This window comes from Micavibrio aeruginosavorus EPB (genome assembly GCF_000348745.1).
Classification (GTDB): Bacteria; Pseudomonadota; Alphaproteobacteria; order Micavibrionales; family Micavibrionaceae; genus Micavibrio; species Micavibrio aeruginosavorus_A.
In genome coordinates this window covers 2290856-2317005 of sequence record NC_020812.1, presented here as the reverse complement: position 1 = coordinate 2317005, position 26150 = coordinate 2290856, and the positions used below count along the sequence as shown (strand labels likewise).

At 56.2% G+C, this 26150-nt stretch carries 31 protein-coding genes, 1 tRNA gene and 2 pseudogenes; 18 read left to right on the top strand and 16 right to left on the bottom strand.

What is annotated here, in order from left to right:
• The first annotated feature begins 102 nt into the window (after nucleotides 1-102).
• The 3 genes from A11S_RS11010 to A11S_RS11000 all read left to right on the top strand — a co-directional run bounded on the left by A11S_RS11010 (nucleotide 103) and on the right by A11S_RS11000 (nucleotide 2478).
• Entirely contained in the window at nucleotides 103-1299 is a 1197-nt protein-coding gene (locus A11S_RS11010) for a DUF2157 domain-containing protein (protein WP_015468586.1), read from the top strand.
• Complete coding sequence (locus tag A11S_RS11005; protein ID WP_015468585.1) at nucleotides 1296-1877, top strand: GDYXXLXY domain-containing protein; 582 nt, start codon at nucleotides 1296-1298, stop codon at nucleotides 1875-1877. Before A11S_RS11010 ends, A11S_RS11005 begins: the two co-directional genes overlap by 4 nt.
• A 157-nt stretch (nucleotides 1878-2034) precedes the next feature.
• Nucleotides 2035-2478: a hypothetical protein gene (locus tag A11S_RS11000; RefSeq protein ID WP_015468584.1), complete on the top strand. Its 444-nt coding sequence runs from the start codon at nucleotides 2035-2037 to the stop codon at nucleotides 2476-2478.
• 77 nt (nucleotides 2479-2555) lie between these two features.
• Here the strand turns inward: A11S_RS11000 and A11S_RS10995 are convergent, their stop codons facing one another.
• Nucleotides 2556-3467: a ClpP family protease gene (locus A11S_RS10995; RefSeq protein WP_015468583.1), complete on the bottom strand. Its 912-nt coding sequence runs from the start codon at nucleotides 3465-3467 to the stop codon at nucleotides 2556-2558.
• Nucleotides 3468-3615: 148 nt separating this feature from the next.
• Here A11S_RS10995 and A11S_RS10990 point away from each other — a divergent pair, with 148 nt between their 5' ends.
• On the top strand, nucleotides 3616-4518 hold the full coding sequence (locus A11S_RS10990; RefSeq protein ID WP_015468582.1) for a deaminase: 903 nt from the start codon (nucleotides 3616-3618) through the stop codon (nucleotides 4516-4518).
• A gap of 71 nt (nucleotides 4519-4589) precedes the next feature.
• Here A11S_RS10990 and A11S_RS10985 read toward each other — a convergent pair.
• The 3 genes from A11S_RS10985 to A11S_RS10975 form a co-directional block, all read right to left on the bottom strand.
• Nucleotides 4590-4664: transfer RNA gene (locus A11S_RS10985), tRNA-Gly, on the bottom strand.
• Between the two features lie 97 nt (nucleotides 4665-4761).
• The gene (locus A11S_RS10980) at nucleotides 4762-5037 is read right to left on the bottom strand and encodes a hypothetical protein (protein ID WP_015468581.1); all 276 of its coding nucleotides are present in this window, start codon (nucleotides 5035-5037) and stop codon (nucleotides 4762-4764) included.
• A gap of 3 nt (nucleotides 5038-5040) precedes the next feature.
• On the bottom strand, nucleotides 5041-5298 hold the full coding sequence (locus A11S_RS10975; protein ID WP_015468580.1) for a hypothetical protein: 258 nt from the start codon (nucleotides 5296-5298) through the stop codon (nucleotides 5041-5043).
• 133 nt (nucleotides 5299-5431) lie between these two features.
• Between A11S_RS10975 and A11S_RS10970 the strand changes: the two genes are divergently transcribed.
• From A11S_RS10970 to A11S_RS10940, 7 genes and pseudogenes are all read left to right on the top strand, one after another.
• Nucleotides 5432-5980: a prolyl-tRNA synthetase associated domain-containing protein gene (locus A11S_RS10970; RefSeq protein ID WP_015468579.1), complete on the top strand. Its 549-nt coding sequence runs from the start codon at nucleotides 5432-5434 to the stop codon at nucleotides 5978-5980.
• Nucleotides 5981-5984: 4 nt separating this feature from the next.
• Complete coding sequence (locus tag A11S_RS10965; RefSeq protein WP_015468578.1) at nucleotides 5985-6935, top strand: tetratricopeptide repeat protein; 951 nt, start codon at nucleotides 5985-5987, stop codon at nucleotides 6933-6935.
• A 215-nt stretch (nucleotides 6936-7150) separates the two neighbouring features.
• Nucleotides 7151-7834: an LON peptidase substrate-binding domain-containing protein gene (locus A11S_RS10960; protein WP_015468577.1), complete on the top strand. Its 684-nt coding sequence runs from the start codon at nucleotides 7151-7153 to the stop codon at nucleotides 7832-7834.
• Between the two features lie 32 nt (nucleotides 7835-7866).
• Nucleotides 7867-8052: a Trm112 family protein gene (locus A11S_RS10955; protein ID WP_015468576.1), complete on the top strand. Its 186-nt coding sequence runs from the start codon at nucleotides 7867-7869 to the stop codon at nucleotides 8050-8052.
• A 31-nt stretch (nucleotides 8053-8083) separates the two neighbouring features.
• Nucleotides 8084-9217 (top strand): annotated as a pseudogene (locus tag A11S_RS10950) (2-isopropylmalate synthase); the annotation flags it as partial.
• 252 nt (nucleotides 9218-9469) lie between these two features.
• Nucleotides 9470-10147, top strand: coding sequence for a leucyl/phenylalanyl-tRNA--protein transferase (gene aat, locus A11S_RS10945; protein ID WP_041802766.1), 678 nt, complete (start codon nucleotides 9470-9472; stop codon nucleotides 10145-10147).
• 109 nt (nucleotides 10148-10256) lie between these two features.
• Nucleotides 10257-10760 carry a hypothetical protein gene (locus A11S_RS10940; protein WP_015468573.1) on the top strand — a complete coding sequence of 168 codons (504 nt, stop codon included), beginning with the start codon at nucleotides 10257-10259 and terminating at the stop codon, nucleotides 10758-10760.
• 77 nt (nucleotides 10761-10837) lie between these two features.
• On the opposite strand, the gene A11S_RS10935 is transcribed toward A11S_RS10940, so the two are convergent.
• From A11S_RS10935 to A11S_RS10910, 6 genes are all read right to left on the bottom strand, one after another.
• Nucleotides 10838-11398, bottom strand: a complete 561-nt coding sequence (locus A11S_RS10935; RefSeq protein WP_041802763.1) for a DUF2155 domain-containing protein — start codon at nucleotides 11396-11398, stop codon at nucleotides 10838-10840.
• Nucleotides 11385-11879 carry an outer membrane lipid asymmetry maintenance protein MlaD gene (gene mlaD, locus A11S_RS10930; protein WP_015468571.1) on the bottom strand — a complete coding sequence of 165 codons (495 nt, stop codon included), beginning with the start codon at nucleotides 11877-11879 and terminating at the stop codon, nucleotides 11385-11387. The genes A11S_RS10935 and mlaD overlap by 14 nt, the downstream gene beginning before the upstream one ends.
• A gap of 34 nt (nucleotides 11880-11913) precedes the next feature.
• Complete coding sequence (locus A11S_RS10925; protein ID WP_148285146.1) at nucleotides 11914-12321, bottom strand: NADH:ubiquinone oxidoreductase subunit NDUFA12; 408 nt, start codon at nucleotides 12319-12321, stop codon at nucleotides 11914-11916.
• A 170-nt stretch (nucleotides 12322-12491) separates the two neighbouring features.
• Nucleotides 12492-13529, bottom strand: a complete 1038-nt coding sequence (gene mltG / locus A11S_RS10920; RefSeq protein WP_015468569.1) for an endolytic transglycosylase MltG — start codon at nucleotides 13527-13529, stop codon at nucleotides 12492-12494.
• 11 nt (nucleotides 13530-13540) lie between these two features.
• Nucleotides 13541-14812 (bottom strand): beta-ketoacyl-ACP synthase II, encoded by a 1272-nt coding sequence (fabF, locus tag A11S_RS10915; RefSeq protein WP_041802761.1) that lies wholly within the window; start codon nucleotides 14810-14812, stop codon nucleotides 13541-13543.
• Between the two features lie 113 nt (nucleotides 14813-14925).
• Nucleotides 14926-15165: an acyl carrier protein gene (locus A11S_RS10910; protein WP_014103842.1), complete on the bottom strand. Its 240-nt coding sequence runs from the start codon at nucleotides 15163-15165 to the stop codon at nucleotides 14926-14928.
• 231 nt (nucleotides 15166-15396) lie between these two features.
• On the opposite strand from A11S_RS10910, the gene A11S_RS10905 reads away from it, so the two are divergent.
• Nucleotides 15397-16137: a hypothetical protein gene (locus A11S_RS10905; protein ID WP_015468567.1), complete on the top strand. Its 741-nt coding sequence runs from the start codon at nucleotides 15397-15399 to the stop codon at nucleotides 16135-16137.
• A gap of 56 nt (nucleotides 16138-16193) precedes the next feature.
• On the opposite strand, the gene A11S_RS10900 is transcribed toward A11S_RS10905, so the two are convergent.
• The 5 genes from A11S_RS10900 to fabD form a co-directional block, all read right to left on the bottom strand.
• The gene (locus A11S_RS10900; protein WP_015468566.1) at nucleotides 16194-16871 is read right to left on the bottom strand and encodes an HAD family hydrolase; all 678 of its coding nucleotides are present in this window, start codon (nucleotides 16869-16871) and stop codon (nucleotides 16194-16196) included.
• Nucleotides 16871-17608: a 3-oxoacyl-[acyl-carrier-protein] reductase gene (gene fabG / locus A11S_RS10895; protein ID WP_041803245.1), complete on the bottom strand. Its 738-nt coding sequence runs from the start codon at nucleotides 17606-17608 to the stop codon at nucleotides 16871-16873. Before fabG ends, A11S_RS10900 begins: the two co-directional genes overlap by 1 nt.
• A gap of 150 nt (nucleotides 17609-17758) precedes the next feature.
• The gene (locus tag A11S_RS10890; RefSeq protein ID WP_041802759.1) at nucleotides 17759-19069 is read right to left on the bottom strand and encodes a methyl-accepting chemotaxis protein; all 1311 of its coding nucleotides are present in this window, start codon (nucleotides 19067-19069) and stop codon (nucleotides 17759-17761) included.
• Nucleotides 19044-19580 carry a PAS domain-containing protein gene (locus A11S_RS10885; RefSeq protein WP_015468563.1) on the bottom strand — a complete coding sequence of 179 codons (537 nt, stop codon included), beginning with the start codon at nucleotides 19578-19580 and terminating at the stop codon, nucleotides 19044-19046. Before A11S_RS10885 ends, A11S_RS10890 begins: the two co-directional genes overlap by 26 nt.
• 126 nt (nucleotides 19581-19706) lie before the next feature.
• The gene (fabD, locus tag A11S_RS10880; RefSeq protein WP_015468562.1) at nucleotides 19707-20651 is read right to left on the bottom strand and encodes an ACP S-malonyltransferase; all 945 of its coding nucleotides are present in this window, start codon (nucleotides 20649-20651) and stop codon (nucleotides 19707-19709) included.
• A 156-nt stretch (nucleotides 20652-20807) separates the two neighbouring features.
• On the opposite strand from fabD, the gene A11S_RS10875 reads away from it, so the two are divergent.
• From A11S_RS10875 to A11S_RS10850, 6 genes and pseudogenes are all read left to right on the top strand, one after another.
• Nucleotides 20808-21512, top strand: coding sequence for a DUF1826 domain-containing protein (locus A11S_RS10875; RefSeq protein WP_015468561.1), 705 nt, complete (start codon nucleotides 20808-20810; stop codon nucleotides 21510-21512).
• A 68-nt stretch (nucleotides 21513-21580) separates the two neighbouring features.
• Nucleotides 21581-21847 carry a hypothetical protein gene (locus A11S_RS10870; protein WP_015468560.1) on the top strand — a complete coding sequence of 89 codons (267 nt, stop codon included), beginning with the start codon at nucleotides 21581-21583 and terminating at the stop codon, nucleotides 21845-21847.
• A 286-nt stretch (nucleotides 21848-22133) separates the two neighbouring features.
• Nucleotides 22134-22493, top strand: a complete 360-nt coding sequence (rpsF, locus tag A11S_RS10865; RefSeq protein WP_014103831.1) for a 30S ribosomal protein S6 — start codon at nucleotides 22134-22136, stop codon at nucleotides 22491-22493.
• Nucleotides 22494-22504: 11 nt separating this feature from the next.
• Nucleotides 22505-22747 (top strand): annotated as a pseudogene (gene rpsR / locus A11S_RS12115) (30S ribosomal protein S18); the annotation flags it as partial.
• 166 nt (nucleotides 22748-22913) lie between these two features.
• Complete coding sequence (rplI, locus tag A11S_RS10855; protein WP_015468558.1) at nucleotides 22914-23615, top strand: 50S ribosomal protein L9; 702 nt, start codon at nucleotides 22914-22916, stop codon at nucleotides 23613-23615.
• A 194-nt stretch (nucleotides 23616-23809) separates the two neighbouring features.
• Entirely contained in the window at nucleotides 23810-25315 is a 1506-nt protein-coding gene (locus tag A11S_RS10850) for a replicative DNA helicase (RefSeq protein ID WP_081604784.1), read from the top strand.
• Between the two features lie 30 nt (nucleotides 25316-25345).
• On the opposite strand, the gene A11S_RS10845 is transcribed toward A11S_RS10850, so the two are convergent.
• Nucleotides 25346-26116, bottom strand: a complete 771-nt coding sequence (locus A11S_RS10845) for a hypothetical protein (RefSeq protein ID WP_015468556.1) — start codon at nucleotides 26114-26116, stop codon at nucleotides 25346-25348.
• Between the last annotated feature and the right edge of the window lie 34 nt (nucleotides 26117-26150).

Sequence of the window (26150 nt, the reverse complement as noted above, 5' to 3'; positions counted from 1 at the left end):
TGAAAAAAATGTACGATAATGGCCGGTTTTCGCGTTCGCGTTGCTCCCGCCTCTGTTTCTCAAATCCCACAATGACCACCCGTATTATAAGGGGAAAATCATATGTTTGGCGTCCATCGCAAGATTAAAGCCTGGGAACAGGCGGGGTTGATCTCCGCCGATCAGGCCGCATCCATCACCGATTTTGAACGCAACCGACAAAAGGGTCGGTTCGCGGGCGGGTTGATGGGGTTGTCGCTGTTCGCCATTCTGGTTGGGGTGTTGATGGTGATCGGGGCCAACTGGAACGACATTCCCGATGCGGCAAAACTTCTTGTGCATGCGATTTTGAATATCGGCGCGGTGGTTGCGGTGTGGCGTTTCCATGCTCGCGGGATGGATGTCTGGCGCGAAGGTGCGGTGCTGGTCCTAGCGGGCCTGACCCTGACCTTCATGGCGCTGGTGGGGCAGATTTACCACCTCAATGGCGGCGCGGGCGGGTTGCTGGCCTTGTGGCTGATTGTGATTTCACCCTTTATGGTCATTTATGGCCGTACAATGTTGACCGCCATTCCCTGGGTGCTGGCGTTTTTGGGCGCTATCCCGGTGATTATGGATCAATATCTGGGCGATCTGCCCGATATCTGGATGTTGTTTTACAGTGTGGCGGTGGCGCTGTGGTTGCCGCTGGCCATGTGCGCCGATGGATTTACGCGCCTGTTCCGCACATTCCGTCCCGTCTGGGCGTTTGTTGTGATGCGGGCCGGGTTTATCCTGCTGACCTTCACGGGCACGATGGCGACAATGTTGTGGTATGTCGACCGGGCCAGGGAGCTGGGCACAATCGCCCGCGATTCCGGTATGGATTATGGCGCGGCCTATATGGTTGCGGTTGGGGTCCCGTTGATTGCGCTCGTGGGGCTGGCGGTGCATTACGCCCTGTATAATACCCGCGTGGATGATAAAGCGTTCTATCGTGCCACGGTCGGCTATTGCGCGTTGTGCGTGGTTTCGGTGTTGTTGCCGTTCCTGATCCCGTCGCCGGATTCCAGTTTTATGGCTGGCCTGACCTTCATCGCGTTCTGGATCGGGGCGGGGTTCTATGGGCATTTAACCGGGGCGATGCGTCTGGTGTCATTGGCGGTGACATTGATCGGTCTTCGTATTTACGTCATTTTCCTTGAGGCTTTTGCCGGGTTGATGACCACGGGTTTTGGTTTGATTATCGCCGGGGTGGCCATGTTGGGCATGATCTGGGGCCTGCGCCGGGCCAATCGTTACGTGCGGTCGTTGTCACATCATAATGGGGAACAATCATGATCGGTTTTTGCTCTGGCTGCGAAAAAATGTCTGAACCGATGCGAAAGATCATTTTGATCGTAGTGTTGCTCTTGCCGTTGCTGGTGCCCGGTTTATTGTGGGTCAAGGCGGCCACGGATCAAACGGCGGGCCCGATCTGGACCGTGAAAATCGCGGGCTATGATCCGCGGGATCTGTTACACGGGCGCTATATTCAGTTTCGCTATGACTGGATGGAGGCGGATGCGGAGGGTACTCCGGCCTGTTCCAACAATGATCCCAATTGCTGTTTGTGCCTGAATGGTGATCAAACCTATATGAACGTCACGCGTCTGCAATGCGACGCGCCGGGCGCGGATCGTGTGTGCCAAAGCCGTATTCCAACACCATCCGCAACGGGGGCGCAAAAATACTTCATTCCCGAAGAATTTGCCGCCGATCTGGATCGTCTGGTGGTGTCGGAACCGGATCGTTTTATGATGGAAATCGCGGTGCCCGGTGCGTTTGGGGCACCGGTGATACGCGGGCTGTCGCTGGATGGGATGCCCTTGCGCGATTATCTGCGACACAATCGCGGCCCCGACGGGTTACAGGAATAATTTTTTAAACGCTATATTCAGAACGCGCAATTCGAGGTAGAATCACCTTGCGTTGCGCGTTTTCTTTTTATCCTGCCTTTTTGTCACATCATTTCAAAAAAATCATAATGGCACGCGGTCTGCGTGCTCCTTCGTGGTTGTCTTGGGGGATTCGTCAATGGTTGCCATTTCGCATTCATCATCAACAGAAAATGTCGTTCCGCTGTCCAAGGCCGCGTCCGGGCGGTATCCGGCCGGGGGAACGGTCGATATTACATCGCATCTGGTCACGCTGGTTCTGGCTTTTGTCTGTATCGTTTTGGTGTGTATTGCACCGGTGATCATGCGCGGTTTTCTATCTTCCGTATCGGATCCGGGCCTGATTCTATATGGTTTCTGCACGGTGCTGGCGTTTCAGCTCTGGGGCGTGTTTCTGGCGCAAATCCGGTTTTTTGCGGCGGATTTTAAACATTGCGCGCGCGGGCTGTGTCTGGGCATGGTGGTGGTGCCGTTCCTGATCCCGATGGCCAGCTCCATTTTCGTGCAGGCCGGTTTGTTCCTGCTCTTCTGGGGTGCGGCGATTTGGTATGGCATGTTGCACAGTATTTTCAGCCGCGCCTGATTTTAAAATCCGATCATGAAAAAACGCCGCCCGGTTTATGGGGCGGCGTTTTTTCGTTGGGGTATTTGTCTTGCGATTTAAAACGCGCTCGGTTCCGGGCGGTTATCGCGGTGATGTTTGTTGGCCAGACGTTCGGCTTCGGCAATGCGGTTCAGGGTCTTGGCGCGTTTCGGGTCCATCGTCGATTTGATGTTCATGTCCGGGTACTCGATCTTGTCGATCAGGCCCATATCCTTGGCTTCTTCGGCGTACAGGTAATAATCCTGTTTCATCACGGCGTGATACAGGTGGGCCAGGGCGGTCATTTTCAACGTATCCGGCGTCCACGCGCCCCCTGATGCCGGGGCGGTTTTTTGCAGATCATTCATCTTGTCCGCGACCTTTTTATCAAAGGCCGGGCTTTTGGCCGCATCAAACGCATGGGCGGCATATATCCATGCCATACGGCGATAGGTGTGTTCGATTTCATTCTGGCTGATGCCCATTTCTGTGGCGTTGCCCTGCGATCCGCCGGATGGCTGGTGAATCATAATGCGGGCATTGGGCGCGGCGCGGCGTTCACCGGGTGCACCTGCGGCCAACAGCAGGGACCCCATGGATGCGGCGGTGCCGGTGACATAGGTCCGCACCGGGCATTCCAGTGATTGAATCGTGTCATAAATGGCCAGGCCCGCGCTGACCAACCCACCGGGGGAATTGATCAGAATGGTAATCGGCTCATCCGGGCTGGCGGCTTCCATCTTCATCAGATGAATGCGCACATTGATGGCCAGTTCCTGTGTAATCGGGCCTTCCAGAATCAGCACGCGTTCATGCGGCGCGGCGGATACCATCTGGTTGAAATAGTTTGATGTCGCGGGGGTGTTCGCGGTTTGTGGGGTTGACGTGGGGGTTGACGTGGGCGCGGCTGTCACCGGTGCGCCGGCGTTGTTATCGTTTCCGGCAACAGAATCGAAGGCGCTTTGCGCGCCCTTGCGGTCTTCTAACATGTACTTCTCCCTGTTTACGCCCCGGTTTTTATAAGATGGGTGCGTTATTGTTATAAAAAGGGTACCCGAGACTTTCTGTTTCAACAAGGCTTTTCAAATAAAGAAAAAAGACTACACTTTTTCCCGTCCAATTTTTTCAGGTGTTTGAATGAGCCGCGTTTCCAATAACCTCCAAGTGCTGATCGCCGAACAAAACGAAGATGACCGCGATCACCTTGCGGGCCTTCTGTACATGAACGGGTACGAGGTCATCACCGCCGCCGATGGCGGGGCCGCGGCCCGTATCGCCGATACGCGCAATATCGACATCGCTATTGTCGACCAAACGATGCAGCCGAAAACCGGTTTTGATTTCGCCCGTCATTGTCAGGTGAAGGGGCATACATTCGGCATCATCATGATCACCGATGAGCCCAGCACGGATCTGTTGCTGGAAATCAGCCGTTATGAAATCAAACAGGTGCTGCGCAAACCGGTGGAGCCCAATCGTCTGGTTGAAGTGGTGCGCCGCGTTTTGCGTTCGCACGGAAAAAATCCCGATGCCATCGGGGCGCACCGTGTGGAACGCGGCTATTCACCGGATCAATTGATGGCCCGCGCCATCGCGCTGGCGCACCAGAACGCGCGCTCTCGCCTGGGTGGGCCGTTCGGGGCCGTTGTGGCGGATGCCGATGGTCATATCATTGGCGAGGGCGTGAACAGTGTGACATCGCGTTGCGACCCCACGGCACATGCCGAGGTGCTGGCCATTCGCCGCGCCACGGAAAAACTGGGCCGGACGGAATTAAAGGGCTGCACTCTGTATTGCAGTTCCGAACCCACAATGCTGGGCCAGGCGCTGGTCATCCGGGCGGGAATTGAAAAAGTCTGCTACGCCCTGACCCACGCCGAAATCGCCGCCATGATGGGCGGGGATGACGAAGACCGGATCAAGGGCGAAGTTGCCAAACCCATGGCTCAACGCTCCGTCACCTATGAACAACTCCAACACGATCAGGCCCAAGACATGGTCCGGATGTGGCAGGGGTTATCGGGGAAGGTTGCAGATTAATGGGTAATTAAAACAACAAAAGAGCGGCCCACGAAGGAGCCGCTTTTTTGTTTAATCTGTTGTAAGGTCCATGGAGCGGGCGACGCGATTCGAACGCGCGACCCTAACCTTGGCAAGGTTATGCTCTACCCCTGAGCTACGCCCGCATTTCATGGCTTCAACAGACGCGGAATATACCCATGAATCCGGCGATTGCAAGAATAAAAAACACAGATTTTGTGTTTTGCTTTATTATTATGAAAATCAAATCCCGATCTGAACCAGCGGCACGTCATAGCCATACAGCTTCCGGCCCGGGGAATGGTCGACGATCATGACGTTGGGGCTGTTTTCGACCGTATTGGCGCACACATCCGACAATTCATAGTGCATCAGGTCGCCTTCGTGGTCGGCGTCGTAGACCAGCATCATCAGCCGTTGGTCCCGGTAATATTCAATCCGGCGGATTTCATGCGGGAAATGTGAATCGCACATGACGACCAATCCCCCATCCGGCAATTTACCCAGTTCAACATTCATGGATTACATCGCCCCCGGTGTATTATTTGAGGGGCCGCTATTGCCCAAAATCTGGGTCCAGCCTTGTTCCGCAGCCGGGGCATTGGCCGCCGGGCCATTGGTTTCAGGCGCTTTCGGCGCGGCCTGATCCAGGCCGTTTTCGCGGGCAAAATTGGCGATGACGCCAGCACCCTGCGTACCGGCCAGCGTCTGCAACGACTGAATGCCGGCCAGACGCGCCATCAATTCGGGGCCCTCATAACGGGATAAAGGTTCGCTCATATTGGTATCTCTCCATACTCACACCCCCTCTTTATACGCAAAAAGCCTTACCACCCGCTTTATTTTCCTTAAAATTTTATCTATTTCGGGCAAAGCGCTTGAAAAACAGCATTTTTGACTGATATGAAACCCCATGGACACAGCACATCATCTGCAACACCACGCCGATCTGCCCACCACGCCCGACGCTTTGTTCAAGCGGTTGGACGATTTGGACATCCTGTACACGACATGGCACCACCCGGCCTTCTTTACGGTGGAGGAAGGGCTGGAGTTTGAAAAAGACATTCCCGGCCTGCATTGCCGGAATTTGTTCGTGCGCGATAAACGCGAAACCATGTTTTTGGTCAGTGCCGCCAATGAAACCAGAATTGATTTGAAAAAACTGTCCGCGTTGCTGGCGTGCGGACGCCTGTCATTCGGATCGCCGGAACGGTTGTGGGCCAATTTGGGCGTACGCCCGGGGTCGGTGTGCCCGTATGCGATTATCAATGATACGGCGGGGGCCGTGACCATGGTGCTGGATGATACAATCATGCACGCCACCACGGTGAATTTTCATCCCATGGTCAACACCATGACCATTGGCGTTGCGCCCCAAGACCTTGTACGCTTCATCGAATCAACCGGGCATACGCCGCTGATCCTGGATCTCGGCCCCTGTGCCCCTGAAGGAGAATAAGACGATGTTGTTCGGCAGTTCAAAAGACGCACAAAAAAACGATGCGGCAACAGCGGCCGCGCCGGACGCCATCTTTGATGTCGGCACAGAGGATTTCGAAGCCAACGTCATGCGCGCGTCAATGGACACGCCGATCATCGTCGATTTCTGGGCCCCGTGGTGCGGCCCGTGCAAACAACTGGGCCCCGCATTGGAACAAGCCGTCACCGCCACCAAGGGCGTTGTGCGCATGGCCAAGGTGAATATCGACGAACACCCGGAACTGGCGCAGGCGATGCGCGTGCAATCCATTCCGACCGTCTTTGCGTTTTTCGGCGGCCAGCCGATCACCGGATTTACCGGCAACCGCCCGGCCAGCGATTTGAAAAAATTGATGGACCAATTGGTGCAACTGGCCCGCGAAAGCAAACCGGATGCGGTCAATATCCCCGAAACGCTGGACGCCGCCAATCAGGCATTGGCCGACAATAATCCGACGCAGGCCCAGGTTTTATATTCCACCGTATTGGAAGAAGACGAAAACAATGTGGCGGCGTTCATTGGGTTGGTCCGCGCCTTTATCGCCGATGGCGATGTTGATACCGCCGCCGGCATGATTGAAAACGCGCCCGAAACCATCGCCAAAAATTCACAATTTTCCGCCGCCATCACCGCCGTCGAATTGGCGCAGCAGGCCGCGCAGGCTGGGCCGGATAATGGCACTGGCGATCTGGCCAAAGCCATTGAACGCGAACCCGACAACCACGCCGCCCGGTTTGATTACGCCATGGCGTTGTTTGCCGCAGGAGAGCGTGAAGAAGCCATGAACCAATTGTTGGAAAGCATCCGTCGCGATCGCGCATGGGAAGATGAAAAAGCACGCAAGCAATTGCTGCAATTTTTCGATGCGATCGGCCCAGCGGACAAAGCCGTAGGCACCGCCCGCCGCCAATTGTCATCGATCCTGTTTTCGTGAGTGGCGCGCAGGCCCTGCCCCCGACCCTGCGCCCCGTACAAAAGCCTATAAAAAGCCCGGATTTCCGGCCTTTTCCCGCCGCGATGCACCATAAAATTATAATAAAATGTCGCCGCGCGGGCTTTTTCTTGCAACAAAAATGCCTATATGATTAACACTGTGCATGATTGACCGGGTGGAATACGTGCGTACTCTCGAATAACGGCTGTGGGGCTATGGGTTGTGACTTGCCACCAACATTGGACGATTTGCCCGCGGAAATTCCCGTATTTCCGCTGAGCGGCGTTTTGTTGCTTCCGCATGGCCAGTTGCCATTGAACATCTTTGAACCGCGTTATCTCAGCATGGTTGAAGATGCGCTGAAATCCCACCGCATCATCGGCATGATCCAACCGCGCGGCGCCGACAATGCCCACCCGGCTTTGTTCGAAACCGGATGCGCGGGGCGCATCGTGAATTTCAGCGAAACCAATGATGGCCGTTATCTGGTCACGCTGAAGGGTGTCGCCCGATTCCGCGTCAAAAACGAACTGGATCAGGGCCGCAACGGATATCGCCGCGTTCTGGCCGATTGGGCCGATTTTTCCAATGATCTGGAAACGGTGAGCTGCCTCAACCTCGACCGCCCGCGCTTGCGTGGCCTGCTGGAAAGCTATTTTGAACTGCACGGCCTGTCCTGCGATTGGAACGCGGTTGAAAGCGCGACGGATAACAAGCTGATCACCTGCCTGTCCATGATTTGCCCGTTGGATGCGGGCGAGAAACAGGCGTTGCTGGAAGCGTCCTGCTGCAAAACGCGGGCGGATTTGTTTATGACCATTCTTGATATGGCGGTGCGTCAATCCGGTGCGTTGCACACAAGCTGCTGTGGCGGCTCTGATTCCTCACTCTGTCATTGATCACCCCTGTGTCACCGGGGTATAAACCCTGCATGACACATGCACATCAAATTGATCGGAAATTGCTGGAAATCCTGGTCTGTCCGCTGACCAAGGTGCCGTTGCGTTATGATGCGCAGGCGCAGGAACTAATTTCCGATCAGGCCAAGCTGGCCTATCCCATTCGCGATGGCATTCCGATCATGTTGGTCGAAGACGCCCGAAAAATTGAAGATTAAGATTGATGCGTAACAGCAAAGGACGACGACAATGGACCGCGTTATAATTTTCGACACCACATTGCGCGACGGCGAACAATCACCGGGTTGTTCCATGAACCATGACGAAAAACTGCGCATGGCCGCCTTACTGGACCAGATGGGCGTGGACGTGATCGAAGCCGGGTTCCCGATTGCCAGCAAGGGTGACTGGGAAGCGGTGAAGGCCATTGCCGGAACGGTGAAGAACGCGACCGTGGCCGGCCTGTGCCGCGCCAAGCGCGGCGATATCGAATCCGCCGCCGAAGCCTTGGCCCCGGCGAAAAGCCGCCGCATCCATACGTTCCTGTCCACATCACCGCTGCACATGAAACATAAATTGCAGATGGAACCGGAAGCGGTTCTGGATGCCATTCGTGAAAGCGTCACGCTGGCCCGCCAATTCACCGACGATGTCGAATGGTCCGCCGAAGATGGCAGCCGCACCGAAAATGATTTCCTGTGCCGCGCCGTGGAAACCGCCATCGCGGCGGGGGCCACCACCATCAATATTCCCGACACGGTGGGCTATGCGCTGCCCGCGGATTATGCGGCGAAATTTACGCTGTTGCTGAACAAGGTGCCGAATATCGACAAGGCGATTTTGTCCGTTCACTGCCACAACGATCTGGGGTTGGCCGTGGCCAACTCGCTGGCCGGTGTGATGGCGGGCGCGCGCCAGATTGAATGCACGATCAACGGCATTGGCGAACGTGCCGGCAACGCCGCATTGGAAGAAATCGTGATGGCCATGCGCACACGCGCCGATTCATTGCCGTATAAAAACAACATTGATACGACGATGATTACAAAACTGTCGCATGCGTTGTCCGACATCACCGGATTTTCGGTGCAGCCGAACAAAGCCATCGTCGGCGCCAATGCGTTCGCGCATGAAAGCGGCATCCACCAGGACGGCATGCTGAAAAACGCGCAGACCTATGAAATCATGACGCCGGAATCGGTGGGCCTGAATAAATCGGAACTGGTGCTGGGCAAACATTCTGGCCGCCACGCCTTCCGCGCCCGGCTGGAACAATTGGGTTTTGATCTGGGTGACAACGCGTTGCAGGATGCGTTCGTGCGCTTCAAGGATCTGGCCGACCAGAAGAAGAGCGTGAATGATGATGATCTGATCGCCCTGGTGGGGCCGGATGCGCCCCGGGTCGAAGTCGGCCCGTAAGGCTATATTCAAAAACGCTAAAGAAAAAACAGCCGCCCCGGACGGGGGCGGCGTTTCTTTTTAGATCTCCCGTTTACGGAAGTTTTTTTCCCTGTTCAATTTGTCTCGCCGGTTAAGGCCTAATAAAGTTACAATTAAGACAGATGGATTGTCAAAAAATTGCGCGCTTTTTATCCACAGAAAGTGCGCGCGTTATGGAATTTATCGGTTGATAGAATGAGTGCGAACCCGCCCATCACCATACAGGATGTCCTGACCGCCTATGCCATGGGCCTGTTCCCCATGGCCGAGCGAGCGGATGAGCAGGGCTTTTACTGGTATGACCCGCCCTTGCGCGGGCAGATGGATATTGTCCGCCTGCACGTGCCGCGCTCGTTGAAAAAATTTGTTTTGAAATCCCCGTTCACCATCACGGTGGATCAGGATTTTCCGGGGGTGATGGCCGGGTGCGCGGCCCGCACCGATGACCGCCCTCAAACATGGATCAATGACGGCATCCGCACACTGTTCACCGACTTGCACGCCGCCGGCTTTGCCCATTCAATCGAGGTCCGCAATGCGGATGGCGCGCTGGTCGGGGGCTTGTACGGTTTGGCGATCGGCGCGGCGTTCTTTGGCGAAAGCATGTTTTCGCGCGCCTCCGGGGCCAGCAAAACCGCCCTGATCCATCTGTGCGCCCGGCTGTGGCGCGGAGGCTTTACCCTGCTGGACACCCAGTATCTGAACCCGCATCTGGAACAATTCGGGGCCTATGAAATCCCGCGGGACCAGTATCTGACCCGCCTGCATCAGGCCATTCCCCGCCCGGCGGACTTTAATTTGCGCGGTTTTCCGGGGTTGAGCGAGGATCAACTGATCCGCGCATGGTTTGAAATGCGCGCGACAAATCAGTGACTTGTCACATATTTCCCATAAAAATTGACACTTCGTTAAGGATTTGCTAGGCTGGGGTCAACTCAAAGACATCTTTATTGTCCGCTTTTGTAGCTTGGGGACCGTGCCGATGAATGGTGACGTATCACACAGTGAGACATCCACCCAAAGCCTGAAAAGGGCTTGGACCCGGCACGCGACCGTCGATGGTGCGCGGGGAACGACCCTGTCACGCGATGCGTTCAAGGCGCAAACCCGCTTTCTGCCCGTCTTTGCCACCGCCGCCGATCCGCAAAACGCCCCCCGTTATGTCGTGATGGCCGCCCGCCAATGGCAGGGCGAACATACCGATGGCACGATTCGCACCCATGCGGTGGCCGATGTGCATGTTCTGGACCAGCCCCACATTGACCGGTTGCTGACCCGCAAGCACATCACACAGGACCAGATTTACGATCGTGTCGGCGATGCCACACGTGCCGCCAAGGCGCAAAACGAATCTGCATTTGAACACTGCGCCCACGATTATACGCAGGGCAAACATGCCGGGATCAAGGCCTGGCGCATGGTGCAGAACACGGATGCCCCGTCCAGTGTTGCGCCACAAGCCAGCGTCAAAACGCGCGCGTTTTAATCCTTCCATTCAACACCACAGCCCCGCAACGCGTACAACAAGGCGTGTCCGTGTTATGGGGTCGTTGTGTTTAAAAATTATTCGGCTGAGGGTGGTGGCTCTTCGACCGGGATGTCGGTCTCTGCCGCCGGCGTATCCGACGTTGCGGGTGCGGTGGACGCATCCGGTGCGTCGGTACCTTCGGCTGGGGTGCCTTCCGCCGTTGGGGCAACGTCGTCTTGCGGCGGCTCTTCCCCGGTTTTGTGGGTCAGGCAATCCAGCACCCACACGTCATAAATCGGGTGATCCATCGGCGACAAAGCGGGGGATGATGCGAACATCCAGCCGCTGAAAATCCATTGGGATTCTTCGGCCTTCGGCGTCAATTCCCACACCTGTAAAAACGCGGCGGATTCCGGCGTTTCAATCGGCGGAGCCTTGCGGCAGGCCTGAATTTTAATGTAGAGCGTACCGAATTTGACGGTCGATCCGACATTCGCTTCGAATGTCATGGTGCGCGCTGTGACTTTATCCAGCGACTGCAATTTAACGACGGGATAATCCTCCATCGCTGCGCGCGCGGGATTTGAAAATCCAAGAGCGCACAGCGCAAGGAGTGTTGAAACGATGGGGGTGTATATGCGCTTACGGATGCGCATTCGCCGATTCCGCACCGTTGCCGTTTTGGTCTTTCGGCGCACCCTGCATGCTGAAGATAAATTTACCCAGCAATTGTTCCAGGTTTTGTGGTGCCTGCGTATAAGAGATGCGATCACCGTTCTTCATCATGTCCTCGGATGAACCCGGTTCCAACGACAGATAACGACCACCCATCAGGCTTTCGCTGCTGATCAAGGCGGCGCTGTCATCCGGCACTTTCACGGACGGATCAACGGCCATGCTGACCTTGGCCAAATAAGTTTCCGGGTCCAGTTCAACCGCCGATACGGTGCCGACCTTCACACCGCTGATCTGCACATCGTCACCGGCGCGCAGGCCGCCAACGGAAGAGAAGTTCGCGCTGATTGTGTAACCGCTGACATCGCCGACATTCGCCGCGCTGTAGCTGAAAATCAAAAATACGGCCGCGACCAGCAAAACAACCGCGCCCAGAACTGTTTCAATCAGACTGTGTTTCATTCTCTTCTATCACCCAAAAACGCGTTTAAATTTATTATTGTGGCGGCGTCCACGATTCGTAATCGCCCGTTGCCGCATCACGCTGGCCACCGGACAACACGTGCCCCGGCGGCCGATAGGCCAAATTCGTGCCGGTCATGTTCGGCATATGCGGTTTCTGCCACGGGCGGCGGAACGATTCCGCGCTGGATGTCGGAACGACATCCGTTTGGTGGTGCAACCAGCCATGCCATTCCGGCGGTACATTCGATGCTTCGGGCACACCTTTGTAGATCACCCAACGACGATCCAGCTTGTATCCCGGGCGGGCCTTGGCGCTGTAATACCGGTTGCCATAGACATCACGGCCCACGCTGCGCGCGCCGCTCAGCAATGTAACGAAACCAATATGCGCAGGCGACAGGCACCCCAGCATCTGACCGATTGCACGAAACAATCCCATGGACATCCATCCCGTCTTTTGAAGGAAAAAAGGAGCGTTGCCGCCCCGCCTCAAAGCCCCCCATGGATGCCGCAAAAGCCCATGAAAATCAAGCCTTTTGTCGCGGTGCGGCCTTGCGGACCGTGGCGGCGCCCCTGTGTTCTGTAAACTATAATGATGCTTTGTTCGGATTATTGCCCCTGGCTTTTCCGAATCTTCCGCCATTCATTCACGTTATTTTGATGCTCGGTCAGTGTACGGGCAAAGACGTGGCCGCCTTCGCCGTCGGCGACGAAATAGATGTAATCGTGTTGTTCCGGGTGCAGGACGGCGTCGATGGACGCTTTGCCGGGGTTGGCGATGGGGCCGGGGGGCAGGCCGGGGTATTTATACGTATTGTACGGCGAATCCGTGTCGGTCAGATCCTTGCGCAACAGGCGGCGGCCCAGCGGGCCCATGCCGTCATCCTTCATATCACCCTTGGTGATCGCGTAAATCACGGTCGGGTCGGACTGCAGGGGCATATTCATGCGCAGGCGGTTGATGAACACGCCCGCCACGCGCTTGCGTTCTTCGCCCACGCCGGTTTCCTTTTCCACGATGCTGGCCAGTGTTACGGCCTGTTCGATCGTGTCAAAGGGAAGGCCCGGATCGCGGCTGGGCCACATCTGCGTGATGGTTTCTTTCATCGCGGTTTGCATCTGGCTGATGATTTCGGCGCGGTCCTGATCTTTCAGGAAGCTGTATGTTTCCGGCAGGAGCGAGCCCTCCGCCGGGATCGCCGTGATGGTGCCGGATAATCCCTCGGTTCCATTCACGATCTTGACGATTTGGTGGCTGGTCAATCCTTCGGGCACGGTCACGCGGCGTTGCACGACATCGCCGCGTTCGATTTTATCGACGACGCTGCGCATGGATATTTGCGGCGTGAACGCGTATTCACCGGCTTTTAGATTGGTGTGGTGCCCGGTGATGCGGGCCATGATCCGGAACAGCAGGGCATCCTCAATAACGCCCTGATCCTCCAGCGTGGTGGCAATCGTGCTGACGCCCGATCCGCGCGGGATGATGACGGATGTTTCGGTTTGCAGCGGCCCAGCTTTGTTCCAGCCGTTCCATCCATAAACGAACGCGCCAGCCCCGCCGACCACACAGAGTGTGGTCCCCAGAACCAGCGCGCCGAGAAAGAATTGAACGAAGCCGTGTTGAAACTTGCTGGGTTCCGCCATCCTGCCGCCTGTTACACGGACCGGATGATCAGGCTGGCATTGGTACCACCAAAGCCGAAGGAGTTGGACAGGGCCGTGCGGACCTTCTTCTCCTTCGCCACTTTCGGAACCAGATCCAGCCCTTGGCAAGGTTCGGACACGTTTTCAAGGTTCAGCGTCGGCGGAACGATACCGGTTTCTATGGCCTTGATCGTGTAAATCGCCTCAACCGCGCCCGCTGCGCCCAGCAAATGGCCAATAGCCGATTTGGTGGAGGACATGGATACGGTGTCCAGATGATTGCCGAACAGGCGTTTCACCGCCGTGCATTCCAGCCCATCACCCAGCGGTGTCGATGTGCCGTGCGCGTTGATGTAATCAATATCGCCAGGGTTCAGTTCGGCACGTTTCAATGCGGCCTGCATCGCGCGGAAACCGCCATCGCCGTTTTCCGCCGGGGATGTGATGTGGTACGCATCGCCCGACATGCCATAGCCGATGATTTCACCATAGATTTTCGCGCCGCGTTTTTTCGCGTGCTCGTATTCTTCCAGAATAACGATGCCTGCGCCTTCGGCGATCACGAAACCGTCGCGGCCCTCGTCGAACGGACGGGATGCGGCGGTCGGGTTGTCGTTATACCCCGTGGACAAAGCGCGCGCGGCGGCAAAGCTGGCCACGCCCAAACGGTTGACGCCCGCTTCGGCGCCCCCGGCGACCATCACATCGGCATCGCCCCACATAATCAGGCGGGCGGCATCGCCAATGGCGTGCGTGCCGGATGCACAGGCGGTGACCACGGAATGGTTCGGCCCCTTCAGCCCGTGCATGATCGATACATGGCCTGAGGCCAGGTTGATCAACATCGCAGGAACCGAGAACGGGGACAGACGGCGCGGGCCCTTTTCGGCCAGCGTCGTGGATGTTTCATAAATGGATTGCAGACCGCCAATGCCGGACCCGATCATCACGCCGGTGCGGTATTGGTCTTCGTCCGCGGTGGGGTGCCAGTCGGCATCGTCCAAGGCTTCTTCTGCGGCGGCGATGGCGTACATAATAAATGTATCCATCTTCTTCTGTTCCTTCACCGGAACGAACAGATTGGCGTTGAATGAACCGTCGGTCGGGTTTTCATCGGTGGTCACCGGAACTTCGCCCGCGATTTGCGAGGCCAGATCGGACGCATCCATCTTCTCGATACGGCGAATTCCGCTTTCACTGTTCGTGATGCGGTCCCAATTGCGTTTGACTCCCACGCCCAGCGGGGAAACCATGCCCATACCTGTTACGACAACTCGTCTCATTTCGAACCTCTTACAAGCAGACTATCATATCAGCAGAAAAGAAAAGCGCAGTCCTTTAATGAAAAGGGACTGCGACTTTAACTTTATAGCGTTAAAAACACCATGCCATTGAATTAGGCAGCGGAGTTTTCCTTGATGAAGCTGATCGCGTCACCAACCGTCTGAATTTTCTCAGCGGCATCGTCCGGGATTTCGACGCTGAATTCTTCTTCGAAGGCCATGACCAGCTCAACAGTGTCGAGGGAGTCTGCGCCCAGATCGTCAATGAAGCTCGCTGCTTCAACCACTTTGGCTTCGTCGACGCCCAAATGATCGATTACAATTTTCTTCACGCGCTCAGCAATGTCACTCATCGCTTATTACCTTATTGTTGTTTCAGTTAAAGTCAGTTCGGGGGGGACTGTAGTGATCCTCTTCGCCGAAATCAACAATTTATATGCGTGGGCCTGAATTAACATTCTGGAAAATATAAAAACCAATGAAAATCAATGTGTTAATTGATATTTGTAGACAGAAAGGGGGAAATTTGGTTAATATGTCGCATAATCAAGGAACGAAACGTTCTATATAAAGGGTGTATGGCTATGAGCAAACGTGATCAAGCAACGGCAGGCGGCAATTTCTCCATGGGCAGCACAGTACGTGCCGGTGGTGAAAATGGTGTTCTGACCGCCGCGCAAAAACGCTCTCTCCTGAACAATGCATCTGTTGCGACTCGCGCGCTGGCCGATAAGGGCGAAGCGCTGGACAAGGCGCAAACCGGATCCGAATTTCAAACCGTCGAAGGTCAGTATCGCGCGATGGATGGTGAGAACCTGCTGAAAAGCATGTTCAATAACCCGCATCTGATGACCTTCTCGGCCCAAGCCTGGGCGCAGACGAAAATGCAGTCCGAAGGTCTGGCCCGTCGTTTCAAGGATCTGGAGCTGAACCCCGGCGAAGCATCCCGTCAGGAAGTGGCCGCGAATGTTCGCAACACACTGGCGTATATGTCCGCCAATGGCATCACCGTTGAATCGCTGAAGAAATACGAGATTGAAGATCTGCAGGAAAACCTGCGTCGTCTGGACCTGTTCCATGGCGATACCGATGGGTATGCCGCTTCCCCGGGTCTGGCTGGGGCAATCGGTGGCTTCGTGGCGTCTGATAAAGGCACAGAAGAACTGCTGAAACGCGGAGCCAAGGTGATCGAAGATACCGCGCCGAAGCTGTCGAAAAACCAACTGGATTTCGGCCCGGCAGCAAATGGCGATTTGAAACTGGATGCGCCGAAGCCGGGTTCTCCGGTCATGGTCAACCGCCCGACTTTCGCTCTGGCGATGTAATCTCGAATAGGAATTTTAAAAGGGCCCCGCTTGGGGCCCTTTTTATTTTGCACGGCTCAATCCTGAAGATAATTCAAAATATCCCGCAAATCATCAATCACGGCGATGACGCGTTCGGCGGATAGTTCCGCGGCGCGTCCCAGTTTATCATGCGCGGACCCGGTGAAACCCAGCACATCCATGCCCGCGGCGACGCCCGCACGGGCGCCGAATTTCGAATCTTCAATCACCAGACAGCGTTCGGGCGGTACATTGCCCATTTGGGCTGCGGCATACAGGAACAAGTCCGGGGCCGGTTTCGGGTTTTCGACCTGATCCTTGGTGAAAACGGTTTGTTCGGTAAAAAACACATCCATCGTTTTGATGGCCTTCACACAATCAACCACGTTCATCCGCTCGCCGTTCGATGCGACACAGACGGGCACGATCTTGCTGATGGCCTCAACCGTTTCATAGGCGTGTGGAATGGAACGTACATCGTTGGGGATGCGGCGGCTGACATTGCGGATATAACGGTCGCGGAAATCATCCGGGAAAACGTGACCCGTTTCGGCGGCGATGTGCTTCATCAATGTCGGCACGGATGACCCGACAAAATGGGTCATCGCGTAATCCGGCGTGTATTGGGTCAAACCTTCTGCGGCCAGTTCGTCGCAGAAGGCAATGTTGTTGGCCAATTCGCTGTCAACCAGCGTGCCATCACAATCAAAAATGACCAGATCGTAAGCGGCCATTAAATCATCACCATGCCGCCATTCACGTGAATGGTCTGGCCGGTGACATACGCGGCTTCATCGCTGGCCAGGAAGACGGCGGCGGATGCGATGTCTTCGGAGCTGCCCATGCGGCCCATCGGGATTTTTGCGTTGATCGTGGCTTTTTGATCATCGTTCAACGCATCGGTCATGGCCGTGGCGATAAAGCCCGGGGCGATGCAGTTGATGGTGATGTTGCGGCTGGCGATTTCCTGGGCCATCGCCTTGGACCAGCCGATCATGCCGGCCTTGGATGCAACGTAATTGCACTGACCGGGGTTGCCCATTACGCCAACAACGGATGCGACGTTGATAATGCGCCCCGAACGGCGTTTCATCATACCGCGCTGAACGGCTTGCGCCAGACGGAAGGTCGCGGTCATGTTGACGGCGATGACTTCGTCCCATTCTTCCGGTTTCATGCGCAGGGACAAATTGTCGCGGGTCAGGCCCGCATTGTTGACCAGAATATCAATCTGGCCCATGGCGGCTTCGGCGGCTTTCACCAGCGCGTCCACGCCACCCTCGGCCCCCAGATCGGCGGGCAGGACATGCACGCGGTCTTTCAATTCGGCGGCCAGTTCGGCCAGCTTGCCTTCGTTCCGGCCGGAAATGCCGACTGTGGCCCCTTGGGCGTGCATGGCGCGGGCAATCGCGCCGCCAATTCCACCTGTGGCCCCGGTGACCAGAGCGCATTTGCCTGAAAGATTAAACATGATCGTATCCTTCCCTTCGAAAATTGAAGGGGCAGAATAGGGGCTTGGGCGTGGGGGGTCAATATAAGATGGGCGGCCCCGCCCGTCTGCGGACAGGGGGTGGGCGGGCTCAATTTCCGCCATTAAATTTCTGTTATTAAATTTCCGCTGTTAAATTTCTCGGGCGGTTTTCAGGAAGGCGGCGATATCGGCCTGTAACCGGTCGGATTCGCGGGACAGCGTTTTGGCAATGTCCAGCACGCGGGCGGACGATTCCTTGCCTTCGGCGGCCATGCCCTGCACGTCACTGACGTTTCGGGTGACGTTTTCGGTGCTTTGCGAGGCCTGTTGGATCGACCGGGCAATTTCCTGCGTGGCGATGTTCTGTTCATCCATGCCCAGGGCAATGGTCGATGAAATATCGTTGATGCGGTGAATGGTCTGGCCAATCCCGCGGATGGCGGCGGCGGCCTCGTCGGTTAATTCCTGCATCGTGCCGATTTGTTTGGTGATGTCATCGGTCGCCCGGGCGGTTTGTTCGGCCAGCGTTTTCACCTCATGCGCAACGACGGCGAACCCTTTGCCCGCTTCACCCGCGCGTGCGGCCTCGATCGTGGCGTTCAGGGCCAGCAGATTGGTCTGGCTGGCGATGTTGTTGATCAATTCGATGATGGTGCCAACATTCTTCGCCGCGTCGGTCAGCGCGTTGATCAGGCGATCGGTTTTGTCCGCTTCGCTGGCGGCCTGTACCGCGATGGATGACGATTCAGATACATTCGCATTGATCGTGCTGATCGAGGCCGAGAGTTCTTCGGCCGCGGCGGCGACAATATGCGTGCTTTCGGCGGCGACGGTAGCGGCGTTGGATGTGTCGATGGCGCGTGTCGTGGTCGCCTCGGTAATGCCCAGCATGCGTTCGGACGCACTCTCGACATCTTTGGCGGCGCTGGAAACGCTTTGTACGATGATGTTGACGCTGCCTTCAAACGTGTCGGCGTAACCACGGAACGCTGTGATCTGGCGTTCTGTTTCGGCAACGACATTATTCACGGCCTTGGCGCTGCGGCGATAAATGCCGGGCAATCCGCGCTCCAGAACCGGGCGGTAATACCGACCTTCGCCGACGGCCTGCATCGAATTTGTGACTTCGCGGATGTACGCATCGGTGATGTCGGCGACATGGTTGATGTCGTGGCCCACCTGTCCCAATACGCCGTGTTCCTTGACGGATACGATGCGGGTTTCAAAATTGCCTTTTGCAATATCTTTTAAAACCGCGCTGTATTGGTCCAGCGTGGCGGCGGTTTTGCGTTGAAACAAAACGGTGCCGATGATGCTGAGGATGCTGGCCCCGGCCAACGCATAGGGGACGTAGACCGGAATATCCTGATCCGCGATCAACAGGCTCAGTGCGGCAAAACCCGACACACCGGATAGGATGGCCAGTATTGAAGCCTTAGAGAGAGAAGATGAATTCATCATAGGACATTCCCGCCTTGGCCAGTGTTTCGTTCAGCAATTTTGTCCCGGCGTCCAGCGCTTCGCGCGGGCCGGAATATTTGGCTTCTTCCGCCAGCAAGGCCTTATAAATCGGCTCGATTTTGGCGATTTTTTCGGGATCGGGTTTGCGGCGGTTGGAATGGTATCCAACCACGTTCAAACGATCATCGTAACTGGGGGTGACGTGGGCAAAGACCCAGTAATGGTCACCGTTGCTGGCCATGTTCAACACATAGGCGAAGATTTCCTTGTTCGCCTGTAACGTGTCCCAGAACAATTTGAAAATGCACCGCGGCATATGCGGGTGGCGGATGATATTGTGGGGTTTGCCGATCAATTCATCCGGTGTCATGAGCGACACACGCTGAAAGACATCATTGGCGTAGATGATGCGCCCCTTGATGTCGGTTTTGCTGACGATGATTTCCTCATCGTCCCAAGGGCGGGCAATGCCCGTCGGTGTGATCCGGTGGTGTGTCAACGCAACCCCCATTGTTACGCATCCTAGGCAATGGCCCGCGGGCGGGGCTCTGTAAATTAGTCTTTACTAATTAAACTATGCGGGCCCGACGATAAGTCAAGCCCGCATAACATGCTGATTTACAATTGCAAATGAGACTTATTTCAAAGTGGCGATCAGGGCTTCGACCTGTTCCGGGGTTCCGACGGATGTGCTGGCGATGTCGCCTTCGATCCGCTTGATCAATCCGGCCAGAACTTTGCCCGCGCCAATTTCGGTGGCTTCGGTGACGCCGTTGACCTTCATCCATTGCACGGATTCACGCCAGCGCACACGGCCCGTGATCTGTTCGACCAACAGGCGGGTAATCTCCGCCGGGTCGGTGACGGGGCTGGCCGTGACGTTGGCGATGACCGGAACAACCGGCGCATTCACCGTCGTTTCGGCCAACGCGGCCTGCATCGCCTCGGCGGCGGGTTGCATCAAGCGGCAATGGAACGGGGCGGATACGGGCAAGGCCAGTGCGCGTTTCGCGCCGCGGCTGGTGGCCAGGGCGATGGCGGCTTCCACCGCGCCCTTGTGGCCGGAAATGACAACCTGACCCGGGGCGTTGTCGTTGGCGGCTTCGCACACTTCGTTGCCGGATACTTCCGATGCAATGGCCATCACGTCATCAAACTCCAGACCCAGAATGGCGGCCATCGCGCCTTGTCCCACCGGAACGGCCTTCTGCATCGACTGGCCACGCAGTTTTAACAGGCGCGCCGTGTCGGACAGTTTCAAGGCCCCCGCCGCGGTCAGCGCGGAATATTCACCCAAGGAATGGCCCGCGACATGGGAACAAACGGATTTCAAATCAATGCCGCCCTGTTTGGTCAGCACCGCCATCACCGCCATGGACACCGCCATCAACGCCGGTTGCGTGTTTTCGGTCAGGTTCAGGTCGGAATCTGGCCCTTCGAAAATGATCTTCGACAATTTCTGGGACAGGGCGTTGTCCACCTCTTCAAACACCAGGCGGGCATCGGGGAAGGCCTCGGCCAGATCCTTGCCCATACCGGGGAATTGCGAGCCCTGACCGGGGAAAACGAAAGCACGTGTCATCGGTGAATATCCTTGAAAAGGTTGGTTTTCCTATTGTTTCCGGCCCTTTTTACCGGGAACGACCTGGTGGGGCAAGGGGGCGGGAAAAGTTTGACGGAATATGAAAATAACCATAATGTCTTTCCCATCTTGCCCCTTTAAAAGAGGATGTCGCCCATGGACATGTCCGTGACGAGTGCGCGGTCCCACCGCGAAGAATTTGGCCAGGCTGCTTTGGGCCCGGACCCGTCCGTGCTGGCCATGATCCATGATCCGCGTTTGAATCTGGCGGTGTGGCGGGGGGCGGCCCCGATTGCGAATAATGCGTATCTCGCGGGTCTTGATCTTTCGACGTTATCGCCGGATGTGCGGTGGACGTCTGATTATCGCCGCGAAATTTTGAACTACGCATGGCCTGTTCGCCGATTGCATGATGAATCCCGTTTGCTGGCGCTTGATTATGCGCTGGATGATGCCGGCTTTCCTGAAGGGCAGGGTGGCCGTTTGGATGTGGCCCGCGCGATCATTGATCTGGTCGGTCATTTTGCCGCCGTGTGCAAACCGAATGGCGGCAGTGTGGGAACATCCTTGATGGCGTTTCAACCGTCCAAAAACAATTTCTGGCATACGGATAAGGGGGATCTGCTCGGCCTGGTCACCTTGCGCGGCGCGGCGGGCACGTGGTGGCGGCCGGACAGCACAATGCGTGAAAATGGCCGCACGATCGAAGCCACCCCGGTGCGGGCCGATGATACGCTGGCCCAATCCACCGCACCCGGCGACCTGCTCCTTTTCAAATGCCGCGATACAGACCAGGCCCTGATCCACGGCAGCCCGCCGGTTCCGGGGCAACGGTTGGTCATGGTGATGTGGCCATTTTAACGTGATTGCATTGATCTACGAGTGACGTCTATAACCATCGCTATAATTTTTTAAGGGAAGAGATCATCATGGATACGCAAAAAATTATTCAAGGGACGAAGGCCGCAGGCTGGGATTTGAAAACGGTTTTTACGCATGTCGTGCAAGGGACGCCGGGGCATATGGCCAGCACGGCGAAGCTGTTTTTTGCGCCGCTGACCTGCGTGTTCAAGGAGAAATCGGGCGCTTATCTGGATCAGGTCTGGGCAGAGGACGCGGCGCGCTTTAAGGCCCGTACGGCGTTGCTGGGCGAAAAACTGCGCCAAAATCCGTACCGCGCCCCACGATCGGAATAATATTTCCATAACATAAAGTTTTTCGCATCCCCGCCCTGTGCGGGGATGTTGCGTTTGGGGGTGGCGCGCGGGAATTTTTCATGGGAATGGCCGGGGTGTAGGCGGAATGGGGGTGGGAATCGCTTTTTTCCAATAAAACGCTGGAATTTCCTTGATTCGGGGGCCGGGATCCGTATAGTGCCCCCGTTCTTTAAAAGAACCTCGCCAGCACCATGGTGGTGTTGGCTGATGGAACCCGGGCCGTTTGTATGGCCCGGATTTCTGAAACCCGAGAGGAGAAACGAGTATGCCTTTCTATGAAACCGTGTTTATCGCACGGCAGGATCTGAGCGCGACGCAAGTCGAAGATCTGACCAAACAATTTTCCGACCTGATCACCAAAAACGGTGGCAAGGTTGTGAAAACCGAAAGCTGGGGCCTGCGCACGCTGGCTTACCGCATCAAGAAAAACCGTAAAGGCCATTATGTTCTGATGGAACTGGATACCCCGGCTCCGGCACTGCTGGAGATGGAGCGTAACATGCGCCTGAACGAAGACGTTCTGCGCCACATCAGCGTTCGCCTGGACGAACTGTCCAAGGGCCCGTCGGCCATTCTGGGCGGCGATCGTTCCAACGATAACGATTTTGACAAGGAAGCCGCATAATGTCTGAAGAAATGCAAAAATCCGCTGGTGGCCCGGCTGGCCGCCGCCCGTTCTTCCGTCGTCGCAAGACGTGCCCGTTCTCTGGTCCGAATGCTCCGGCAATCGACTGGAAAGACGTGCGCACACTGGGCCGTTACATTTCCGAGCGCGGCAAAATCATGCCGAGCCGCATCACGGCCGTATCGCAGAAGAAGCAACGTGAACTGGCTCGCGCTATCAAACGCGCCCGTTTCATGGCTCTGATGCCGTATGTCCGTCAGGAAATGGACAGCGCCCCGCGCGGTCCGCGTCCGGAAGGTCGTGGTGAAGGCCGTGGCGAATATCGTGGTGGCGGTGAATTCCGCGGCGGCGATCGTGCAGACCGTGGCGAACGCGCACCGCGTTCGTTCCAACAATAATCGAGTGGAAGGAGTATAGATCATGGCGAACATGGAAGTGATCCTTCTGGAACGCGTTGAAAACCTGGGTGCAATGGGCTCTCTGGTGAAGGTAAAGCCGGGTTATGCCCGCAACTACCTGATCCCGCAGAAAAAGGCCCTGCGCGCGACCCCGGATAACGTGGCCCATTTCGAAGCCCAAAAAGCTGAACTGGAAAAACGCAACGCGGAAAAACGCGCTGACGCCCAGAAAGTGGCAAAGTCTCTGGAAGGCAAGACGATCGTTCTGATCCGTCTGGCATCCGAAGGTGGCCACCTGTACGGTTCCGTCACCACGCGTGACATCGCGGAAGCCATTGCCGACCAATTGAAAGCCACCGTAAGCCGTGGCCAGGTTGTCATGAACACTGCGTTTAAATCCCTGGGTCTGGCCCCGGTGAGCGTGTCCCTGCACCCGGAAGTGAAAGTTGACGTTATGGTCAACGTTGCACGTTCGGAAGAGGAAGCCGCAATCCAGGCCAAAACCGGCAAGGCGAAACTGGCTGCTGAAGCCCGTGCCGCTGAACTGGCCGAAGACGCCGCTGCGAAATCCGCTCTGCTGGATGACGAAGCCCTGGCCGTTGAGCAGGAACGTTCCGCAGAAGCCGCAGCAAAAGCTGACAAAAAGGCTGCGAAGAAAGCCGCTAAGTCTGTGAAACACGCAGACGATGCCGTTGAAGCCGCCGAAGAAGGCGAAACCGCCTGAGCCTAAAACAACAGGTTCGGCTGTTTCTCCCCAAGGGATATAGCTGATTAAGGGGAACCCGCGAGAGCTACCATCTCGCGGGTTCTTTTTATTTGGCGGGTGACGGATGATCATCCCCGGATATCCCCGCAATTCACATGGGGGGGGGCAGACGCTTGTGGCGCGGCGGACATGATTTGAATAGAGTGCAATTCATGAGCACGACAGCAAACACGAACCTTGCGCGCAAGGATGATATTCCCCTGAACGATCCGATGGTTTCGGCCGAGCGGAATTACCGCACCTTGCCCCATAATTTGGAGGCCGAACAGGGCCTGTTGGGTGCATTGCTGGTTGATAACCGCGTGCTGGAACGGATTGATTTTCTGAAACCTGCGCATTTTTTCCACCCGGCGCACCAACGCATTTTCGAAGCCATTCAACGGTTGATCGAACGCGGCCAAACCGCGTCGCCGGTGACGTTGAAGGGGTATTTCGAAACCGATTCCGATCTGGCATCGGTGGGCGGTACGCAATATCTGGCCGATCTGGCCAGTGCGGTGATCACGGTGATCAGCGCGACGGATTATGCGCTGAATTTGTATGACCTGCATTTGCGCCGCGAATTGATCGCGCTGGGCGAAGATGTGGTCAATGATGCGTTTGAACAAACCATTGAACGCGACGCGGCCAAGGCGATTGAGATGGCGGAAAACCGCCTGTTCATCCTGGCCGAATCCGGCGATGGCCGTAAGGGTTTTGTAACGTTGAAGGATTCGGTCGCGCGCGCGATTGAAATCGCGGACAAGGCCTATAAAACCGATGGTCACGTGACCGGCGTGACCACGGGTCTGCGCGATCTGGATGAAAAACTGGGCGGTCTGCACAATTCCGACTTGCTGATCCTTGCCGGTCGTCCGTCGATGGGTAAAACCACGCTGGCCACCAATATCGCCTTTAATGCGGCGAATCGCTATGCGCAAACGGGTGGCAAGGAAGGGGCTGTGGTTGGCTTCTTCTCGCTGGAAATGTCATCCGACCAGTTGGCCACGCGTATCCTGGCCGATCAGGCGGAAATTTCCGGTGACTCCATTCGTAAGGGCAAGTTGACGGAAAATGATTTCCGCCGCTTTGTTGAGGCGTCACACCGCCTGTCGCAAGTGCCGTTATATATTGATGATACGCCTGCCTTGTCCATCGGCGCGGTGCGCACACGCGCGCGGCGTTTGAAACGCCAAAGCGGCCTGGGCCTGATCGTCATCGACTATTTGCAATTGCTGCAGGGGTCGGGATCGCGCCAGTCGGTTGAAAACCGCGTGAACGAAGTATCGGAAATCACCCGTGGCCTGAAAGCGATTGCCAAGGAACTGGATATTCCGGTGATCGCCCTGTCCCAGCTTTCGCGTGCGGTGGAGCAGCGTGATGATAAACGTCCGCAACTGTCCGACCTGCGTGAATCGGGCTCGATTGAACAGGACTCGGACGTTGTCATGTTCGTGTACCGCGAAGAATATTATCTGTCCCGTGCCGAACCTGAACCGGGCACGGACAAGCACATTGAATGGCAACAGAAGATGGAACAACTCCACAACGTGGCCGAAACCATTATCGCGAAACAGCGTCACGGTCCGATCGGGACGGTGCGGTTGTTCTTCGACGGTAACCTCACCCGCTTTGCCAACCTGGATCATTTCCACGGTCCGACACAGGATTACGAATAAGAAAAACCCCCGCATTGGCGGGGGTTTTTTCTATCGTTCGATCAGGACCTTATAATAATGGTATGTGCCCGATGCCGGGGTGCCGCCCCCTTCGAAGCATCCTTCGGTGCGACCGAAAAATTCATCGCCGGCTGATGAAATCGCTTCGCCGGTGGTGAAGGTGCCGGCAAATTCGGGGGTGTTGATCCACGCGCTGCCCTGGTCCTGTGGTGGCGGCGTGACGCCCGATGTGATTTCTTTTTTCCGGTTGATTTCCATGCAGACGTCGCGCTGGATATACGGCACGATCGCGATCAGTTCCAAATGGTTGGCGTCGCTGTTGCATGTGGCATCGTTGCCCAATCCAACGCCGGGCACGCATGACCCGCCGGTAAATAACCATCCGCCCCAATGGGGTTGAGATTGTTGGCTCCAATCCAGCCATTCATCGTTGGGGGCGTTGTATGAAATCGCGCCACCCTTGGGCAGGTAAACCTTGCAATCATCAACCGCGCAATCCGGGTTGGTGTAATTCGCCGATGACAGGAACGGTGTTTCAAAACTCATCACATCCGGTCCCATGCCCTTGCCGACGCGCATGCGCAGGATGGCCGCTTCGATATCGCCGCCATATTGGGCCAGTTGCGATGCGGCCAGTTGAATTTTTTCCTTGTTCGCATCCGTGCCCCCGCCCCGTGTCTGGACGACGGCAAAGCTGAGCGCGGCAAACAGTGCGACAGCAATGAGGATCAGAAACAGAACGTTTCCATGTTCGTGAGGGCGGGAGATTTTCGAAATTTTATAATTACGCTGATTCATCATAATCAAATGCTACCGCAAAACTGCTCTGACCCGA

What these genes read in the sequence shown, in the direction of transcription:
- A11S_RS11010 (WP_015468586.1), top strand. Translation starts at nt 103, where the DNA reads ATGTTTGGCGTCCATCGCAAGATTAAAGCCTGGGAACAGGCGGGGTTG.
- A11S_RS11005 (WP_015468585.1), top strand. Translation starts at nt 1,296, where the DNA reads ATGATCGGTTTTTGCTCTGGCTGCGAAAAAATGTCTGAACCGATGCGA.
- A11S_RS11000 (WP_015468584.1), top strand. Translation starts at nt 2,035, where the DNA reads ATGGTTGCCATTTCGCATTCATCATCAACAGAAAATGTCGTTCCGCTG.
- A11S_RS10995 (WP_015468583.1), bottom strand. Translation starts at nt 3,467, where the DNA reads ATGTTAGAAGACCGCAAGGGCGCGCAAAGCGCCTTCGATTCTGTTGCC.
- A11S_RS10990 (WP_015468582.1), top strand. Translation starts at nt 3,616, where the DNA reads ATGAGCCGCGTTTCCAATAACCTCCAAGTGCTGATCGCCGAACAAAAC.
- A11S_RS10980 (WP_015468581.1), bottom strand. Translation starts at nt 5,037, where the DNA reads ATGAATGTTGAACTGGGTAAATTGCCGGATGGGGGATTGGTCGTCATG.
- A11S_RS10975 (WP_015468580.1), bottom strand. Translation starts at nt 5,298, where the DNA reads ATGAGCGAACCTTTATCCCGTTATGAGGGCCCCGAATTGATGGCGCGT.
- A11S_RS10970 (WP_015468579.1), top strand. Translation starts at nt 5,432, where the DNA reads ATGGACACAGCACATCATCTGCAACACCACGCCGATCTGCCCACCACG.
- A11S_RS10965 (WP_015468578.1), top strand. Translation starts at nt 5,985, where the DNA reads ATGTTGTTCGGCAGTTCAAAAGACGCACAAAAAAACGATGCGGCAACA.
- A11S_RS10960 (WP_015468577.1), top strand. Translation starts at nt 7,151, where the DNA reads ATGGGTTGTGACTTGCCACCAACATTGGACGATTTGCCCGCGGAAATT.
- A11S_RS10955 (WP_015468576.1), top strand. Translation starts at nt 7,867, where the DNA reads ATGACACATGCACATCAAATTGATCGGAAATTGCTGGAAATCCTGGTC.
- aat (WP_041802766.1), top strand. Translation starts at nt 9,470, where the DNA reads ATGAGTGCGAACCCGCCCATCACCATACAGGATGTCCTGACCGCCTAT.
- A11S_RS10940 (WP_015468573.1), top strand. Translation starts at nt 10,257, where the DNA reads ATGAATGGTGACGTATCACACAGTGAGACATCCACCCAAAGCCTGAAA.
- A11S_RS10935 (WP_041802763.1), bottom strand. Translation starts at nt 11,398, where the DNA reads ATGCGCATCCGTAAGCGCATATACACCCCCATCGTTTCAACACTCCTT.
- mlaD (WP_015468571.1), bottom strand. Translation starts at nt 11,879, where the DNA reads ATGAAACACAGTCTGATTGAAACAGTTCTGGGCGCGGTTGTTTTGCTG.
- A11S_RS10925 (WP_148285146.1), bottom strand. Translation starts at nt 12,321, where the DNA reads ATGGGATTGTTTCGTGCAATCGGTCAGATGCTGGGGTGCCTGTCGCCT.
- mltG (WP_015468569.1), bottom strand. Translation starts at nt 13,529, where the DNA reads ATGGCGGAACCCAGCAAGTTTCAACACGGCTTCGTTCAATTCTTTCTC.
- fabF (WP_041802761.1), bottom strand. Translation starts at nt 14,812, where the DNA reads ATGAGACGAGTTGTCGTAACAGGTATGGGCATGGTTTCCCCGCTGGGC.
- A11S_RS10910 (WP_014103842.1), bottom strand. Translation starts at nt 15,165, where the DNA reads ATGAGTGACATTGCTGAGCGCGTGAAGAAAATTGTAATCGATCATTTG.
- A11S_RS10905 (WP_015468567.1), top strand. Translation starts at nt 15,397, where the DNA reads ATGAGCAAACGTGATCAAGCAACGGCAGGCGGCAATTTCTCCATGGGC.
- A11S_RS10900 (WP_015468566.1), bottom strand. Translation starts at nt 16,871, where the DNA reads ATGGCCGCTTACGATCTGGTCATTTTTGATTGTGATGGCACGCTGGTT.
- fabG (WP_041803245.1), bottom strand. Translation starts at nt 17,608, where the DNA reads ATGTTTAATCTTTCAGGCAAATGCGCTCTGGTCACCGGGGCCACAGGT.
- A11S_RS10890 (WP_041802759.1), bottom strand. Translation starts at nt 19,069, where the DNA reads ATGATGAATTCATCTTCTCTCTCTAAGGCTTCAATACTGGCCATCCTA.
- A11S_RS10885 (WP_015468563.1), bottom strand. Translation starts at nt 19,580, where the DNA reads ATGGGGGTTGCGTTGACACACCACCGGATCACACCGACGGGCATTGCC.
- fabD (WP_015468562.1), bottom strand. Translation starts at nt 20,651, where the DNA reads ATGACACGTGCTTTCGTTTTCCCCGGTCAGGGCTCGCAATTCCCCGGT.
- A11S_RS10875 (WP_015468561.1), top strand. Translation starts at nt 20,808, where the DNA reads ATGGACATGTCCGTGACGAGTGCGCGGTCCCACCGCGAAGAATTTGGC.
- A11S_RS10870 (WP_015468560.1), top strand. Translation starts at nt 21,581, where the DNA reads ATGGATACGCAAAAAATTATTCAAGGGACGAAGGCCGCAGGCTGGGAT.
- rpsF (WP_014103831.1), top strand. Translation starts at nt 22,134, where the DNA reads ATGCCTTTCTATGAAACCGTGTTTATCGCACGGCAGGATCTGAGCGCG.
- rplI (WP_015468558.1), top strand. Translation starts at nt 22,914, where the DNA reads ATGGCGAACATGGAAGTGATCCTTCTGGAACGCGTTGAAAACCTGGGT.
- A11S_RS10850 (WP_081604784.1), top strand. Translation starts at nt 23,810, where the DNA reads ATGAGCACGACAGCAAACACGAACCTTGCGCGCAAGGATGATATTCCC.
- A11S_RS10845 (WP_015468556.1), bottom strand. Translation starts at nt 26,116, where the DNA reads ATGATGAATCAGCGTAATTATAAAATTTCGAAAATCTCCCGCCCTCAC.